At 72.1% G+C, this 16,035-nt stretch carries 9 protein-coding genes; 6 read left to right on the top strand and 3 right to left on the bottom strand.

The window, feature by feature from the left end:
* Positions 1-2: 2 nt before the first annotated feature.
* Both F1721_RS22845 and F1721_RS22840 read left to right on the top strand, forming a co-directional pair.
* Positions 3-770, top strand: a complete 768-nt coding sequence (locus tag F1721_RS22845; protein WP_150068785.1) for a hypothetical protein — start codon at positions 3-5, stop codon at positions 768-770.
* Positions 767-4,075: a DUF6531 domain-containing protein gene (locus tag F1721_RS22840; protein WP_150068784.1), complete on the top strand. Its 3,309-nt coding sequence runs from the start codon at positions 767-769 to the stop codon at positions 4,073-4,075. Before F1721_RS22845 ends, F1721_RS22840 begins: the two co-directional genes overlap by 4 nt.
* Positions 4,076-4,081: 6 nt before the next feature.
* On the opposite strand, the gene F1721_RS22835 is transcribed toward F1721_RS22840, so the two are convergent.
* Positions 4,082-5,197: an NADH:flavin oxidoreductase gene (locus tag F1721_RS22835; protein ID WP_150068783.1), complete on the bottom strand. Its 1,116-nt coding sequence runs from the start codon at positions 5,195-5,197 to the stop codon at positions 4,082-4,084.
* A 140-nt stretch (positions 5,198-5,337) separates the two neighbouring features.
* On the opposite strand from F1721_RS22835, the gene F1721_RS22830 reads away from it, so the two are divergent.
* Both F1721_RS22830 and F1721_RS22825 read left to right on the top strand, forming a co-directional pair.
* Positions 5,338-5,787 carry an RrF2 family transcriptional regulator gene (locus F1721_RS22830; RefSeq protein ID WP_170301574.1) on the top strand — a complete coding sequence of 150 codons (450 nt, stop codon included), beginning with the start codon at positions 5,338-5,340 and terminating at the stop codon, positions 5,785-5,787.
* 94 nt (positions 5,788-5,881) lie between these two features.
* Positions 5,882-7,417, top strand: coding sequence for an MFS transporter (locus tag F1721_RS22825; RefSeq protein WP_246155252.1), 1,536 nt, complete (start codon positions 5,882-5,884; stop codon positions 7,415-7,417).
* A 40-nt stretch (positions 7,418-7,457) separates the two neighbouring features.
* Here F1721_RS22825 and F1721_RS22820 read toward each other — a convergent pair whose 3' ends face one another.
* Positions 7,458-8,567 (bottom strand): oxidoreductase, encoded by a 1,110-nt coding sequence (locus tag F1721_RS22820; RefSeq protein ID WP_150068781.1) that lies wholly within the window; start codon positions 8,565-8,567, stop codon positions 7,458-7,460.
* Positions 8,568-8,711: 144 nt separating this feature from the next.
* Here F1721_RS22820 and F1721_RS22815 point away from each other — a divergent pair, with 144 nt between their 5' ends.
* Positions 8,712-9,071, top strand: coding sequence for a winged helix-turn-helix transcriptional regulator (locus F1721_RS22815; protein WP_387510346.1), 360 nt, complete (start codon positions 8,712-8,714; stop codon positions 9,069-9,071).
* A 303-nt stretch (positions 9,072-9,374) separates the two neighbouring features.
* Positions 9,375-14,867 carry an ATP-binding protein gene (locus tag F1721_RS22810; RefSeq protein WP_150068780.1) on the top strand — a complete coding sequence of 1,831 codons (5,493 nt, stop codon included), beginning with the start codon at positions 9,375-9,377 and terminating at the stop codon, positions 14,865-14,867.
* Positions 14,868-14,929: 62 nt separating this feature from the next.
* Here F1721_RS22810 and F1721_RS22805 read toward each other — a convergent pair whose 3' ends face one another.
* Complete coding sequence (locus F1721_RS22805; protein WP_150068779.1) at positions 14,930-15,769, bottom strand: SAM-dependent methyltransferase; 840 nt, start codon at positions 15,767-15,769, stop codon at positions 14,930-14,932.
* Positions 15,770-16,035 lie beyond the last annotated feature (266 nt).

Here is a 16,035-nt window from a genome sequence, read left to right as displayed (position 1 = left end):
CGGTGAAGGAGCTGGATCTCCTGCTCGAGGTTGCTGAGCGCCGTGATCGGCCCGCCGATCTGATCTGGCCAGCCGCTGCGGCAGCCATCGAGCTGCTGTGGTGGCACGATCGCAGTGCAGATGCTCTGCACTTGGCTGAAACGACCATCCGCGATCTGGCGGCGAATCCGGGAAGGTTGTTCGCGCAGCGGATTCCTTTCCGAGAAGCCCTGATGGTCGGCGCGTTGGTCAACGGCCTCGATCCGGTCGAGCGCCTCTCCGCACTGAGCGAAGTCGTGCCAGCCGACACCGTGATGGGGAAGAGCCTGAGGTGGACCGTGGAGAACTACGGCCGTCCTTATGATGCTTTCGAACTCTCCGGTGGCTCCGAGTGGAGCAGGGAGTCCAAACCGCTGAAGAGAATTGAGCAAGCACTGTCAGAGCGGGACCTCACGCAGCTGGACGAGGCTGAGCGCTACCGACTGTGGGGCGGCACCCACCACTGCCGCCAGTACGGGGTGGCTCGCAGGCTCCTCGACGAGACGGGGGAGTACCCGCCGATCTGGTACGTGGCCACCTGGATGGCGGGACACATGGTCGAGGACGGTGAGGTGGACCTCGCCAGCGCTCTGATCCTCAACGCTTTTCCTGACTGGCACCCGTACGAGGTGTGGGACGTCGCCCCGACCGGCCCCGTCGTCCAGCCCAGACTCCGGCCTGCGGTGACGCCTGAGATCAGGGAGGCCGTGCTGGGGCGGGTCGACATCTCGCGGATTCCCGGAGTGGCATGACCTCGGCGCTGGAGCTGCTGCTCGACCGGTCCCGCGGCCCGGCCGGTCTGCCCAGGGAGGTCGAGCTCGACGCGGGGGAGGGGCCGCTGGCCGAACTGGCCGCCGTGCTCAGCACGCGGAACGGGTTCTTCGCGTTCAACGCCGGTGTTCAGGTGTTCCGCGCGGGGGAACCCGGCGTCGGCCCCGAGCTGCAGGCCTGGAACCGCCCGGACTCCTGGAAGGGCTCCTACGGCGGGTTGGCGGACGGGTTGTTCTGCTTCGGCCAGGACCTGTTCGGGGTGCAGTTCGCCGTGCGGGACCGCCGCTGCGTCGTCACCTTCGACCCGGAGACCGGGCGCACCACCGAGATCGGCCCGTCCCTGGAGGACTGGGCGCGCTGGTTGCTGCAGGATCCCGACCAGCGCGGTTGCCGCAGCTTCGCCACCCGGTGGCAGGACGAGAACGGTGCGCTGGCACCGGATCAGCGCTTGGTGCCGTGGCGGTTCTTCGTGCTCGGCGGCGGCTACGACGACGCGAACCTCACCGCCAAGGACGCCGTGGCGTGCATGCGCATCCGCGGCCCGGTCGCCGAACAGGTCGCCGCGCTGCCGGACGGCGCGAAGCTGCAGATCACCGTCCCCCAGTACACGACCGGGGATGCTGCCGAGCACGACCGCGCCCCGTCGGAGATGACGCTCGTGCGGAACGGGGTCGACGTCGCCAGCGGCCGGGTCGTCGCGGAGCACACCGACGTCGCGCTGCCCGGCTCCCCGCCGCTGACCATCCGGCGGACCCACGTGTCCTCCTACCGGTTCCGGGGTGCGTTCGGCACCGGGTGGGCATCCACATTGGACCAGCGGTTGCTGGTGGGCGAGGAGGGGGTGCGGTTCCTCGCCGAGGACGCCACCATCGCCGAGTTCCCGGTTCCGCAGGCCGGGAGCTCCGCCCTCCCGGGGCGAGGCCCCCTTCGGCGGCTCGTCCGCGCTGACGACGGCTCCTACACCGTGGTCGACGGTCCGATCACCCTCCACTTCGGATCCGAAGGCGGTGAGCTGCCGATCACCTCGGTCACCGACCGGAACGGCAACCGGATCGAGTTCCTGCGGGACGGGGCGGGCGCGCCGGTCGCAGTCCAGCACAGCGGTGGTCACCGGATCCGGATCGACGCGGCGGAGGGCCTGGTCACGGCGCTGCACCTGTGCGGCTCGGACGAGGACCTGCTGCTGAAGACCTACACCTACGACGAAGGCCGTCTGGCTGCGGTGTCGGAACCGGACGGCTCCCGGACGGCCTTCGAATACGACGGCGAGCGGATGTCGGGGATCGCGAACCGGGACGGTGCCTGGTTCCGCTACGTCTTCGACGAAGCGGGGCGTTGCGTGCGCACCGCGGGCGAGGGTGGGGTTCGCAGCGGGACGATCGACTACCGGGGGCGGTCCCGGCGGGTCACCGATTCGCTGGGGTTCAGCACCACCTACGACATCGACGCCGATGGGCGGGTGGAGCGCATCGTCGATCCGCTCGGCGGCGAAACGACCTTCGAGCACGACCAGCGCGGTCACCTGCTCGCCACGACCGACCCGCTCGGCCGCACCACCCGGCACAGCTACGACGACGCGGGGAACCGGGTCTCGACGACACGCCCCGACGGTCTCCGAACCCGCTGGCACTACGACGAGCTCGGGCTGGTCATCGCAGTGGTCCACCCCGACGGCGCAGTGCACCGCTGGTTCCGCGACGAGCGCGGAAACCTGATCCGCGAAGTCGACGCCACGGGCGCGACGACGACCTACGCGCGCAACTCCCGCGGACACGTCACCGCCATCACCGATGCGCTCGGCAACACGCGCACGTTCGAGCTCAACGCGACCGGACTGCCGACGGCCGCGGTCGATGCGCTCGGCAACGCGACGCTGTACGAGCGCGACGCCTTCGGCAACGTCACCGCGATCACCGAGCCCACCGGGGCGGTGCACCGGTGCGAGGCGGTGCCAGACCCCGAGCTGACCCGTGAAGAACGGACCTACGACACCGAGATGCGCTTGGTGCAGGTCCGCCGGGGATCGGGCGCGGTCCACCGGTACGAGTACGACCCGCGCGGCCTGCTGGTGCGCGAGATCGACGCGGCCGGTCGCGCGACCGACTACCGCTACGACGCGGCCGGGCAGCTGGTGGGACAGTTGGCGGGTGGCGTCGAGCTGAGGTTGGTCCGCGACGTGCAGGGCAACGTGATCGAGCGGCGGCGCGGCGCGGCGATCGCGACCTTCGACTACGACGCGGCCGGTCGGCTCGTGACAGCGATGGACGGCGACACCCAGGTCACCTTCACCTACGACCGCGCCGGTCGCCTGCTGACCGACACCATCAACGGGCGCACCGTGACCTCGGCGTACGACGCGCTGGGGCGGCGGGTCCGCCGCCGGACCCCGTCGAACGCGGAGAGCACCTGGGTGTACGACGCGGCCGGTCGACCGGTCGCGATGCGCACCGCCGGGCGGACGCTGCGGTTCGTCCACGATGCGGCGGGGCGGGAGGTCCGGCGCACGCTCGGCGGCGAGGTCGTCCTGGTCCGGGAGCGGGACGCTCGCGGGCGGGAGGTCGCGCAGGTGATCGGCGACCAGCGGTCCCGGCGCACGTTCGGCGGCGGTTCCGCGGTCGGGCCGCAGCGGATCGGCGGCGAGCGCATCGAGTGCGACGACCGCGGACGTCGAGTGCTGCACCGGGATTCCCGCGGCAGCTGGCACTTCTCGTGGGACGACGAGGACCGGCTGGTCGGTGTGACGACCCCGGACGGGGCGCGTTGGCGCTACCGCTACGACCCCCTCGGCCGCCGGGTCGCCAAGCAGCGGTTGACCCCGGACGGCCGGGGCGTCGTCGAGCAGGTCGAGTTCTCCTGGGACGGGTCGGTGCTGGCGGAGCGGGCGCACACCGACCGGCGGCCCAACGGGCCCGCACTGGGGGACGCGCGGGCCACCGCCTGGGAGTACAAGCCCGACACCGGGGAGGTCCTGACGCACTCCGAGCGGTCACCGATCCGCCACGACGCCAGCAGGTGGGCAGACGAGCGGTTCTTCGCCGTCATCACCGATCCGGACGGCTCGCCCGGGGAACTGCTCGACATCCGCGGTGTCGCAGTCGGTTTCCCGCCCGTGTTCCCGATCAGGCGAGGAGGGCACTACCACGATGTCGAGACCGGTTTCTGGTGTCATCCAGGCGGATTCCACGATCCGGTGCTCGGGATACCCCTCGGGCCTCAGCCTCTCGCGGTCGAGCCGCAGTGCCCGCATCGCGCCGTGGGACCGGCGGATGCGGGCGACTGCGGTTGATCGGGGTCAGTGCAGGTTGTCGACGGCAGCCTTGCTGAAGGGGGTGATCTCGGTGGTGCGGTCGGCGAGGACCTTCTCCGCCCACTGGGGGTCGGCGAGCAGGGCTCGGCCGACCGCGACCAGGTCGAACTCGTCCTGCTCCAGGCGGTCGAGGAGCCGTTCGATGCTCTCCGCGGCCGCCTCCGCCCCGGTGAGGGATCCGGGTTCGAAGGCCTTGTTCAGGCCGACCGAGCCGACGGTGATGACCGGCTTGCCGGTGACCTTCTTCGCCCAGCCCGCGATGTTGAGCTCGGAGCCGGACTCGGGGAACTCCGGCGTCCAGTAGCGGCGGCCGGAGGCGTGGAACGCGTCGACCCCGGCGTCGGCCAGCGGGGCGAGCACGGCCTCCAGCTCGCCGGGGTTCTCGGCCAGCCGGGCGTCGTAGTTGTCGGCCTTCCACTGGGAGAAGCGCAGCACGACGGGGAAGTCGGGGGCGACCTTCTCCCGGATGGCGCGCACGATGTCCGCGGCGAACCGGGTGCGGGCGACCGGGTCGCCGCCGTGGGCGTCGGTGCGCTTGTTGGTGCGCTCCCACAGGAACTGGTCGATGAGGTAGCCGTGCGCGCCGTGCAGCTCCACGCCGTCGAAGCCGATGCGCTCGGCCGCCTGCGCGGCGTCGGCGAAGGCGCGGACGACGTCGTCGATGTCGGTCAGCGTCATCGCCTGGCCCGCGGGGGTGCCGTCCAGGCCGATCCCGGACGGCCCGATGGAGGGCGCGCCGGGCACCGGCGGGCCTCCGGCGGGGCGCTGGACGCCCACGTGCCAGAGCTGGGGCATGATCTTGCCGCCGTTGGCGTGCACGGCCTCCACGACCCGGGCCCACCCGGCGAGCTGCTCCTCGCCGTGGAATCGGGGGACGTCGTCGCTGAACCCGGCGGACGGGTGGTCGACGGTGGTGCCCTCGGTGATGATCAGGCCGGTGCCCGCCGCGGCGCGGCGGGCGTAGTACACGGCCACGTCGTCGCCGGGGATGCCGCCCGGGGAGAACTGGCGGGTCATGGGGGCCATGACGATCCGGTTCGGCAGCGTCGCCGAACCCAGTTCGAACGGGCGGGACAGTAGTTGAGCTGCGCGGGTGCTCACCGTGGCGGTCTCCTGTCAGACGTGCCGGGCAGAAAATGTTCGAGACAAGAGTACAGTTTCGGAGCATAAGTGCAACTGTGAGAGTTGCTATTATGGGTCGGGTAGGATCATCGCCGATCTGCGGGCGGGAGGTGGCGGCCGTGCTGGACATCCGGTTCTCCCGGGCGCTGAAGCTCATGCTCATGCTGGCGATCGCCGACGAGCACGACTCGACCGCGTTGAGCTCCGCCCAGCTGGCCGGGAAGCTCGACGCCAACCCGAGCCTGGTCCGCAAGCTCCTGGTCCCGCTGGTGGACGCGGGACTGGTCGTGTGCGCGAAGGGGCGGGCCGGTGGCGCGCGGCTGGGACGCCCGGCGGACGACATCACCTTGGCGGAGATCTACCGGTGCGCGGTCGGCGACAAGCCGCTGTGGAACTGCTCGCCGCACGGCGAACAGGTGTGCCTGGTGACGGAGCACGCGAGCGAGTACTTCGCGAAACTCACCGCGGAAGCAGAGGAAGCGGTGCTGGCCTCCCTCGGTGACCGCACGCTCGCTGACAGCGTCCGCGAACTCCGCAGCCTGAGCGACAAGCGCGCAGCGATGTCCTAAGGGGACAGGACATCAGGTCGGTATACGCGATGTGCCTACGGCACAACGAATTCCGTACTTGTGCGGTTCTGCTCCGCCCGACGACGATTCCGTCGTGAACATCGAGAGCATGCCCCGAGCGGGGTTTGGCAGCGGGACGCAGCGGGATGGGACGGCGCACCACAAGTGGCTGGTGCTCGCGGTGCTGTGCTCGACGCTGCTGCTGGTCGGCATGGACCTGACGATCCTGCACGTCGCGGTTCCGACGCTGTCCCAGCACCTCCTGCCCAGCGCGTCGCAACTGCTGTGGATGGTCGACAGCTACCCGCTGACCGTGGCGGCCTTCCTCATCACCTGCGGCACGCTGAGCGATCGCATCGGCCGGAAGAAGGTGCTGCTCGGCGGTTTCGCCGTGTTCGGCGCGGCGTCGCTGGGGGCGGCGCTGGCCACCACGCCCACGATGCTGATCTGCTTCCGCGCCGCGCTCGGGTTCGGCGCGGCGATGATCGCGGCCGCCACGGTGGCCATCATCCGCATCGTCTTCCCCGACGCGCGGGAGCGCGCGTTCGCCATCGGGGTGTGGTCGGCGTGCCACAGCGTCGGCGCGGCCATCGGGCCGATCGCGGCCGGATTCCTGCTGGAGCACTTCTGGTGGGGGTCGGTGTTCCTGATCAACGTGCCGGTGGTGGTCGTCGCGCTGGTCGTCGGCGCGGTCGTCGTGCCGGAATCCAAGGACGAGGTGCGGCGCCGGTGGGACGCGCTCAGCGCCGCGCTGTCGGTCCTCGGCCTCGGCGGGCTGGTGTACGCGTTGAAGCAGATCGGCGAGCACGGTTCGGTCTCCGCGCCGTACCTGCTCGTCGGCGCGGTGGCGGTGGCGCTGCTCGTCGTGCTCGTGCTGCGGCAGCGCCGGATCCGGGAACCGCTCCTGGAGCTGTCGCTGTTCGCCGACCGGAAGTTCTCCGTGGCCACCGCGGCGATCCTGGCCTGCTTCGCGGGCTACATCGCGCTGATGTTCTTCACCACCCAGCGCTTCCAGCTCATCTCGGACTACTCGCCGCTGCTGGCCGGGACGGCGCTGCTGCCGATGGCGGTCGCCAACGCCCTCGGCGCGGTCTTCGCGCCCCAGCTGCGGGCGGTGCTGACCAACCGGGGCGCCATCGCCCTCGCGCTGTTCGTCTTCGCCGGTTCGATGTTCGGCCTCGCCCTGCTCGGCTCCAGCGGCTACGGCGCTGTCGCCGTGCTGCTGGTGGGCTCCGGGCTGGGGACCGGCGTGGTGACGACGCTCGGTTCGGACACGATCATGTCGGCGGCGGACCCGAGCCGGGCCGGTGCTGCGGGGGCGATCCAGGAGACCTCGTTCGAGCTGGGCTCCGGGCTGGGCATCGTCATCCTCGGCACGACGTCGACCGTGATCTACCGGAGCGCCCTGCAGCCGTTACCGGGCGTTGGGGCCGCAGAGCACGCGGAGGCGCAGAGCTCCCTCGGCGCCGCGGTGAAGATCGCGGCGGAGCTGGACGGGCCAGCGGGTGCTGCGCTGCGCAGTGCGGCGGTGACCGCGTTCGACAGCGGCTTCACCATCGCGGTCGCCGCCGGTGGCGGAGTGCTGCTGGCGATGGCCGCGGTCTCCTGGTTCGTGCTGCGGGTGCGCTGAGCAGCGGTCCGCCCGTCTGCGGGCGGACCGCCTCCCGGGGTCAGCGCAGCGCCGGTGCGGACCAGGCCGCCTGGCTGGCGAGGGTGACGTCGGGCTGGAGCATGGCGCGGTCGAACTCGCGCACCTCCCCGCCGTCGGCCAGCAGGCGGGGCCAGTCGGGGTTGGCCAGCGCGCCGCGCCCCAGCGCCACCAGGTCGGCCTCGCCCGCGGCGAGCACGGACTCCGCCCGCGCGGGCTCGTGCATCCCGCCGTTGGCGATCACGGGCAGCCCGGTCCGCTCCTTGGCCAGCCGGGTGATCGTCACGCCCGGGGCGAGCTCGGCGCTCTCGGCCCAGTCCCGGCCCTCGCTGGCGAGGTGGAGGTAGTCGGCTCCCGCGGCGGCGACCGAGTCGAAGATCACCTCCGCCTCGCCGACGCCACCGGGCCAGCGGTAGCCGAAGTCGTTGACCTTGGTCTGCGACAGCCGGATGCCGACCGGGAAATCCGGCCCCACGGCGCCGCGGACCGCCCGGAGCACCTCGGCGGCGAAGCGCGCGCGGCGCTGCGGGGATCCGCCGTACCGGTCCTCGCGGAGGTTGGTGTAGGTGGTGAGGAACTGGTCGACGAGGTAGCCGTTCGCGCCGTGCACCTCCACGCCGTCGAACCCGGCCTCGCGCGCCCGTGCGGCAGCTGCGGCGAAGCCCGCGACGGCCTGGGCGATCTGCTCCTCCGTCGCGGCCTCGGGAGTCCGGAACGGCCCGGACCCGCCGCCGTACGCGGGCATCTTGGCGCCCTTGGGGGCCACGGCCGAAGGCGCGATCGACCGCCGGTCGAGCTGCGACAGGGCTCCCGCGTGCATGAGCTGCAGCGCGATCCGGCCCCCGGCGTCGTGCACCGCGCGCACGACCTCCCGCCAGCCCGCGACGTGCGCAGCGGCGGTGATGCCCGGCTGGTCCGGGTACGCCTGGCTGTGCTCGTCGTCGGTGTAGGTGCCCTCGGTGGTGATCAACCCGAACCCGCCGCGCGCGAATCCCCCGTAGTAGTCGGCCATCTGCGCGGTCGGCACGCCGTCCCCGGCGGTGCTGACCCGGGACATCGGGGCGATGACGGCGCGGTTGGGCAGCTCGGTGCCGCCGATCCGAACCGGGGTCAGGGCAGGGTGGATCGACATCGCAGTTCCTCCGTGGAGAGCGGGTGGTGCGCCGCGGTCCTCGATCGACGCGGGACGATCCTCCGTCCGACGGATGCGCTGGGACAAGTACGGTCTTCGAAGTGCCGTAGTGTCAGTTCGTATACCACCCAGGAGGTGTTCGGCGTGCGGGAGAGCGTTTCGGACATGCCCGAGCACTGCACCGTCGAGGCGGCGATGGAGGTGGTCGGGGGCAAGTGGAAGATGGCCATCCTCAAGCACCTCACCGCCGGGCCGCACCGGTTCGGCGAGCTCCGGCGGGAGCTGCCGTCGATCACCCAGCGGATGCTGACCCGGCAGCTGCGCGAGCTCGAAGCGGACGGCATCGTGCACCGCGAGGTGTACCCGCAGGTGCCGCCGAAGGTGGAGTACAGCCTGACCGAGATCGGCAGGACCCTGGAGGACGTCATCCAGCGGCTCGAGGAGTGGGGCGCGTGGTACCGGGCGCAGGGCCTGCCGAAGGCGGCGGACCGGGATGCGGGCTGATCGCGGCGATTTGTCGTGATCATCACGTCGCGGCGGGGACCGCGGTCGTCGCGGAGGGTGATCTCCGTGCGTGGCTCGGTGGTCGCAGGCGGTGTTGATCGGGTGATGCGCTCGTGCTTCGGTGGGGGTGGAGGGACCCCGGGGCGAGGGCTTTTGGCGGGACCCTACAAATCTCGGTCTCGAATGCTGGCGCGTTGCTCCTCTCGCAACCGATCGCCATCAGGCAGGGTTGAGGTCAAGTTCGGCGACGTTTCCGCACCGGGGGCCGTCGCCTTTCTCGTGTTGTCGGAGATGTGAGGCTCGGTGTTCAGTCGTATCGCCATCGTGAACAGGGGAGAGGCCGCCGTGCGGCTGATCCACGCCGTCCGGGAGATCAACGCCGAGGGCACGGCGCAGATCCGGACGATCGCGCTCCACACCGATGTGGACGCCACCTCCACCTTCGTCCGAGAGGCGGACATCGGCTACTGCCTCGGCCCCGCCTCCGCGCGCCCCTACCTGGACCTCGACGTGCTGGAACGCGCCCTGCGCGAGACCGGCGCCGACGCGGTGTGGGTCGGCTGGGGCTTCGTGGCCGAGGACCCGGCGTTCGCCGAGCTCTGCGAGAAGCTGGGCGTGACGTTCATCGGCCCGAGCCCCGAGGCCATGCGCCGGCTCGGTGACAAGATCGGGGCGAAGCTCCTCGCCGAGGAGGCCGGGGTGCCGGTGGCGCCCTGGAGCCGCGGAGCGGTCGAGGACCTCGACGGCGCGCTGCGCGCGGCGAAGGACATCGGCTACCCCCTGATGCTGAAGGCGACCGCCGGTGGTGGTGGCCGCGGCATCCGGGTCATCCACTCCGAGGAGGAGTTGGCGGAGGCCTACGAGCGCACCAGCCTCGAAGCCGAGCGCGCCTTCGGCAGCGGGGTGCTGTTCCTGGAGCGGCTGGTCACCGGCGCCCGCCACGTCGAGGTCCAGGTGATCGCCGACGGGCAGGGCACGGCCTGGGCGCTCGGGGTCAGGGACTGCTCCGTGCAGCGCCGGAACCAGAAGATCATCGAGGAGTCGGCCTCGCCGGTGCTCGGCGCCGAGCAGGTGCGCGAGCTCAAGGCCGCGGCCGAGCGGCTGGCGCTGGCCGCCGACTACCGCGGCGCCGGGACCGTCGAGTTCCTGTACCAGCCCGCCGAGCAGCTGTTCGCCTTCCTCGAGGTCAACACCCGGCTGCAGGTGGAGCACCCGATCACCGAGGCCACCACCGGCGTGGACCTGGTCAAGGCCCAGCTGCACGTGGCGGCGGGCGGCAAGCTCGACGGCGAGCCCCCGGCCGAGATCGGGCACGCGGTCGAGGCCCGGCTCAACGCCGAGGACCCGGACCGCGACTTCGCGCCCGCGCCCGGCCGGATCGCCCTGCTCGACCTGCCCGCGGGCCCCGGCATCCGCGTCGACACCGGCGTCAGCGAGGGCGACACCATCCCCGCCGACTTCGACTCGATGATCGCCAAGATCATCGCCTACGGGCGGAACCGGGACGAGGCGCTGGGCCGCCTGCGGCGCGCGCTGTCCCAGACCACGGTGATCATCGAGGGCGGCACCACCAACAAGAGCTTCCTGCTCGACCTGCTCGGCGAACCCGAGGTGATCGACGGCAGCGCGGACACCGGCTGGATCGACCGGGTCCGCGAGCAGGGCCGCCTGGTGTGCGACAGCGGCTCCGGGGTCGCGCTGGCCGCGGCGGCGATCGAGGCCTACGAGGACGAGGCGCAGGTCGAGCTGCAGCGGCTGCTGTCCACCGCGCACGGCGGTCGACCGCAGGTCCAGCACGAGGGCGGCCGCGCGATCGACCTCAAGCTGCGCGGCGCGAGCTACCGCGTGCTGGTCGCCCAGGTCGGCCCGCAGCGCTACCGGGTCGGCTTCGCCAACGGCGACGACGTGCGCATGGTCGACGCCGAGCTCGAGCGGTTCGACGCCGCCACCGGCCAGCTGCTGGTCAACGGGCAGCGGTTCCGGCTGGTCACCGGCACGCACGGCCCGATCCACCTGGTCGAGGTGGACGGCGTGACGCACCGGATCAGCCGCGACGAGGGCGGCGTGCTGCGCTCGCAGTCGCCGGCGCTCGTGGTCGCCACCCCGCTGGAGGTCGGCGCCGAGGTCGAGGCCGGGGCACCGGTGCTCGTCCTGGAGAGCATGAAGATGGAGACGGTGCTGCGCGCGCCGTTCCGCGCCCGGCTGCGCGAATGCCTGGTCTCGGTCGGCAGCCAGGTGGAGACCGGCGCTCCGCTGCTGCGCCTGGAGCCGATCGGAGAGGACGGCGACGAGGCCGCGAGCGCGACGAGCACCGCCGAGGTCGTGCTGCCCGCGGCGCCCACCGGGGTGTCCGCGCAGGACCGCGTGCAGCGCGGGCTGCAGGACCTGCGCAGCCGCCTGCTCGGGTTCGACGCCGACCCGCACGACCAGCAGCGCGTGCTGGCCGACTACCTCGCTGCCCGCGCCGAGCTGGTGGCCTCCGGCGAGCGGCCGCTGACCGGCGAGGTCGACCTGCTCTGGGTCTTCGCCGACCTGTCCGAGCTGAGCCGGAACAAACCGGCCGCGCAGGACTCCACCGCCGACGTCCAGGTGCACAGCCCGCGCGAGTTCTTCCACACCTACCTGCAGAGCCTCGACGTCGAGCGCGCCGGGCTCCCGGAGACCTTCCAGAACCGGCTCACCCGCGTGGTCGGGCACTACGGCGTCGACGGCCTGGACCGGACCCCCGCGCTGGAGGAGGCGGTCTTCCGCATCTTCCTGGCCCAGCAGCGGGCCGCCTCGGACGTGGTCGTGGTGACCACGCTGCTCAAGCAGTGGCTCACCGAGCCGCTGCCCCCGGCCGCGGTGCGGGAGACGGTGGGCCACGCCCTCGAACACCTCATCGTGGCGACCCAGGTGCGCTTCCCGGTCGTCGGCGACCTCGCGCGCAGCCTGGTGTTCCGCTGGTTCGCGCAGCCGATGCTGCGGCGCACCCGCGCCGAGGTCTACACCGAGGTGCGCAGGCACCTGCGCCACCTCGACGAGCACCCCGACGCAGCAGACCGCCCCGAGCGCATCGCCGCCATGGTGGCCAGCCCGGAACCGCTGGTGCGGCTGCTCGGCCAGCGGATCGGGCGCGACGGCTCGGACCACGGGCCGCTGCTGGAGGTGCTCAGCAGGCGCTACTACCGGGACCGGGCGCTGGAGGACCTGCGGTGCCTGCGCAGCGGCGACCGCTCGCTGGTCACCGCCGAGTACGACCTGGACGGCAAGCGCCTGCAGCTGGTCGCCACGGCCGCCGAGTTCGGCGAGCTCGCCGACGCGGTCCGGGCGGTCGCCGAGACGGCCAGCCCGTCGGCCGAGCTGGTCGCGGACATCTACCTGGCCTGGAACGACCAGCCGGAGGACGCCGACGCCACCGCCGTCGCGCTGCGCGACGCGCTGGCCGACCTGCCGCTGCCGAACGAGCTGCGGCGGGTGACCACCACGGTGGCGGGCCGCCGCGGCGCGGTGATGCACCACCACTTCACCTTCCGCCCGGGCGAGAGCGGTCTGGTCGAGGAGCGCATCATCCGCGGCCTGCACCCGCTGGTCGCCCAGCGGCTGCAGCTGCACCGGCTGGAGAACTTCGACATCACCCGGCTGCCGTCGGCCGACGAGGACGTCCACCTGCTGCGCTGCGTCGCGCCGGAGAACCCGGCCGACGAGCGGTTGGTCGCGATGGCGCAGATCCGCGACCTGACGCCGCTACGCGACTCCGACGGCCGGGTCGTGGCGCTGCCCGCCGCCGAGGCGGTGCTGGACGCCTGCCTGGACGCGATCCGCCGGGTCCAGGCCCAACGCCCGGCCAAGAAGCGGCTCGACGCGAACCGGATCGTGCTCTACGTGTGGCCGTCCAGCGACATCTCCGAGCAGGCCCTCAACGCGGTCGCCGCTCGGGTGGCGCCGCGGACCGCGGGCGCCGGGCTGGAGGAGGTCCTGTACCTGGGTCGGCAGCGGGACCAGGAGACCGGCGAGCTCAGCGACGTCGCGCTGCGGCTGGCCTACGGGGCCGGGGCCGGGCTGACCATCGAGCTGACCGAACCGCCGACCGAGCCGATCCAGCCGCTGGACGACTACGGCCAGAAGGTGCTGCGCGCCCGGCGGCGCGGCAACGTCTACCCGTACGAGCTGATCGACGTGGTGGCCGGGGCCAACGGGACCTTCGTCGAGCACGACCTGGACGACACCGGCGCGCTGGTCCCGGTGGACCGGCCGAAGGGCCTGAACAAGGCGGGCATCGTGGCGGGCGTGGCCAGCACGCCGACCGAGCGCTACCCGGAGGGCGTCAAGCGCGTGGTGCTGCTGGGCGACCCGACCAAGGCGCTCGGCGCGCTCTCCGAACCGGAGTGCTCGCGGGTGATCGCCGCCCTGGACCTCGCCGAGCGCGAGCAGGTGCCGGTGGAGTGGTACGCGCTGTCGGCGGGTGCCCGCATCTCGATGGACTCCGGCACCGAGAACATGGACTGGGTGGCCGCCGCGCTGAAGCGGATCGTGCACTTCACCCAGGACGGCGGCGAGATCAACGTCGTGGTGGCCGGGATCAACGTGGGCGCCCAGCCGTACTGGAACGCCGAGGCCACGATGCTGATGCACACCAAGGGGATCCTGGTGATGACGCCGGACTCGGCGATGGTGCTCACCGGCAAGCAGTCGCTGGACTTCTCCGGCGGCGTCTCCGCCGAGGACAACTTCGGCATCGGCGGCTACGACCGGGTGATGGGCCCGAACGGGCAGGCCCAGTACTGGGCGGCCGACCTGGCCGGTGCCCGGCGGGTGCTCATGGGGCACTACGACCACACCTACGTGGTGCCGGGCGAGACCGCGCCGCGCCGGGCCCGGACCTCCGACCCGGTGGACCGCGACATCTCCGACTACCCGCACGCGGTGGTGGGCAGCGACTTCAGCACGGTCGGCGAGATCTTCTCGGCGGCCACCAACCCGGACCGCAAGAAGCCCTTCGACATCCGCACCGTGATGCGCGCCATCGCCGACCAGGACCACCCGGTGCTGGAGCGCTGGGCGGGCATGGCCGACGCGGAGACCGCGGTGGTGCAGGACGCGCACCTCGGCGGGCTGCCGGTCTGCCTGGTCGGGATCGAGTCGCGGTCGGTGCCGCGCCGGGGCTTCCCGCCCACCGACGGCCCGGACACCTACACCTCCGGCACGCTGTTCCCGCGGTCGTCGAAGAAGGTGGCGCGGGCGATCAACGCGGCCAGCGGGAACCGGCCGCTGGTGGTGCTGGCGAACCTGTCCGGCTTCGACGGCTCGCCGGAGTCGATGCGCAAGCTGCAGCTGGAGTACGGCGCCGAGATCGGCCGCGCGGTGGTGAACTTCGAGGGCCCGATCGTGTTCTGCGTGATCTCGCGGTACCACGGCGGGGCGTTCGTGGTCTTCTCCAAGGCGCTCAACCCGAACATGACCGTGCTGGCGGTGGACGGGTCGTTCGCCTCGGTCATCGGCGGGGCCCCGGCGGCGGCCGTGGTCTTCTCCGGCGAGGTCGACGCGCGCACCGCGAAGGACCCGCGGGTGCAGGAGCTGGAGGCCCGGGTGACCGGGGCCGCCGACGTCGAGCGCGCCACGCTGGCCACCGAGCTGGCCGAACTGCGCTCGTCGGTGCGGGCCGAGAAGCTCGGCGAGGTGGCCGCGGAGTTCGACTCGGTGCACAGCATCCAGCGCGCGGTGGAGGTCGGTTCGGTGGACGCGATCGTCCGGCCGGAACGGCTGCGCCCGGACATCATCGCCGCCATCGAGCGCGGGCTGGACGCGCAGGGCTGACGCCGCGCGGGCGACGGGGGCGCGCCCCCGTCGCCCGCGTCCGGCGGATCAGTCCACTGTGGTCAGGCGGGCTTCGGGTCGAGGAAGCCGACGGCGCCCAGGACGTTGCCGCGGCGCGCCGCGGCGTCGTCGACCGGGTGGTCCGGGCGCCAGTAGGCGGCCGGGACGACCCCGGGTTCGACCAGCGTGTAGCCGGGGAAGAGCGCGGCGACCTCGTCGGCGTTGCGGATGTGCATCTGCGGGGTCGAGGTCTCGGCCAGCAGCGCGCGGAGCTCGGCGATCTCCTCGTCGGTGCGGCTCAGCTGGGCGTTGTTGGACACCGCCAGCGCGCTGCCCGGCACGCAGGCGTCCCGGTAGCGGGCCACCAGCGACGCGCCGTCGGGGCTCGGGATGATGTCGAGGATGCCGAAGGCGAGCACCGCGACCGGGCGGGAGAAGTCCAGCAGACCGGCCACGGTCGGGGCGTTGAGCACCGCGTCGGGGTCGCAGACGTCGGCTTCGGTGACCGTCACCCGCTCGTCGTCGCCGAGCAGGTGCCGGGCGTGGTGGCAGGCGACGGCCTCCCAGTCCACGTAGGCCACCCGCGCCTCCGGGTTGTGCGCGTGGGCGATCTCGTGCACGTTGCCGACCGTCGGCACACCGGAGCCCAGGTCGATGAACTGGTCGATCCCGGCCTCGGTGGTCAGGAAGCGCACCGCGCGACCGAGGAATCCGCGGTTGATGTAGCAGTAGTCCCGCTCCGTCGGGGCGAACTCCAGCGCCCGCTCCGCGGTTTCCCGGTCGATCGCGAAGTTCGCCGATCCGCCGAGCAGGTAGTCGTACATGCGCGCGATGTTGGGGTTGTCGAGGTCCGCGTGCGAGACCTTGGCCGCCAACTCCGCGTCCCGGGAGTTCTGATGCATGTCGCCCACGGTAACCGGTCGGTGCCAGTTCCGGTGCGATTCGGCTGATCGGCGGATGCCGACTGGTCCCGGTGGTGCAACCCGGCCGTCCGCGAACCGTTGCGGACGGCCGGTTCCGGCCTACCCCTCGGGGTAGAAGAGGAACAGCGCGCAGCCCGTCGCCGTCCGCGGGATGTGCGAGGTCCCGGCCGGGGCGTGGATGAAGGAGCCCGCCGGGTAGTCCCGGACGCCGTCGTTGAAGCCCCCCCGGACGCCACGAACACCTC

Source organism: Saccharopolyspora hirsuta (assembly GCF_008630535.1).
Taxonomy (GTDB): domain Bacteria; phylum Actinomycetota; class Actinomycetes; order Mycobacteriales; family Pseudonocardiaceae; genus Saccharopolyspora; species Saccharopolyspora hirsuta.
The sequence above is the reverse complement of the archived record's forward strand: the minus strand, read 5'-3'. Positions and strand labels throughout refer to the sequence as shown.

Excerpts from the sequence above, each read along its gene's own strand:
- F1721_RS22840 (WP_150068784.1), top strand. The coding sequence starts at position 767 with ATGACCTCGGCGCTGGAGCTGCTGCTCGACCGGTCCCGCGGCCCGGCC.
- F1721_RS22820 (WP_150068781.1), bottom strand. The coding sequence starts at position 8,567 with ATGTCGATCCACCCTGCCCTGACCCCGGTTCGGATCGGCGGCACCGAG.
- F1721_RS22805 (WP_150068779.1), bottom strand. The coding sequence starts at position 15,769 with ATGCATCAGAACTCCCGGGACGCGGAGTTGGCGGCCAAGGTCTCGCAC.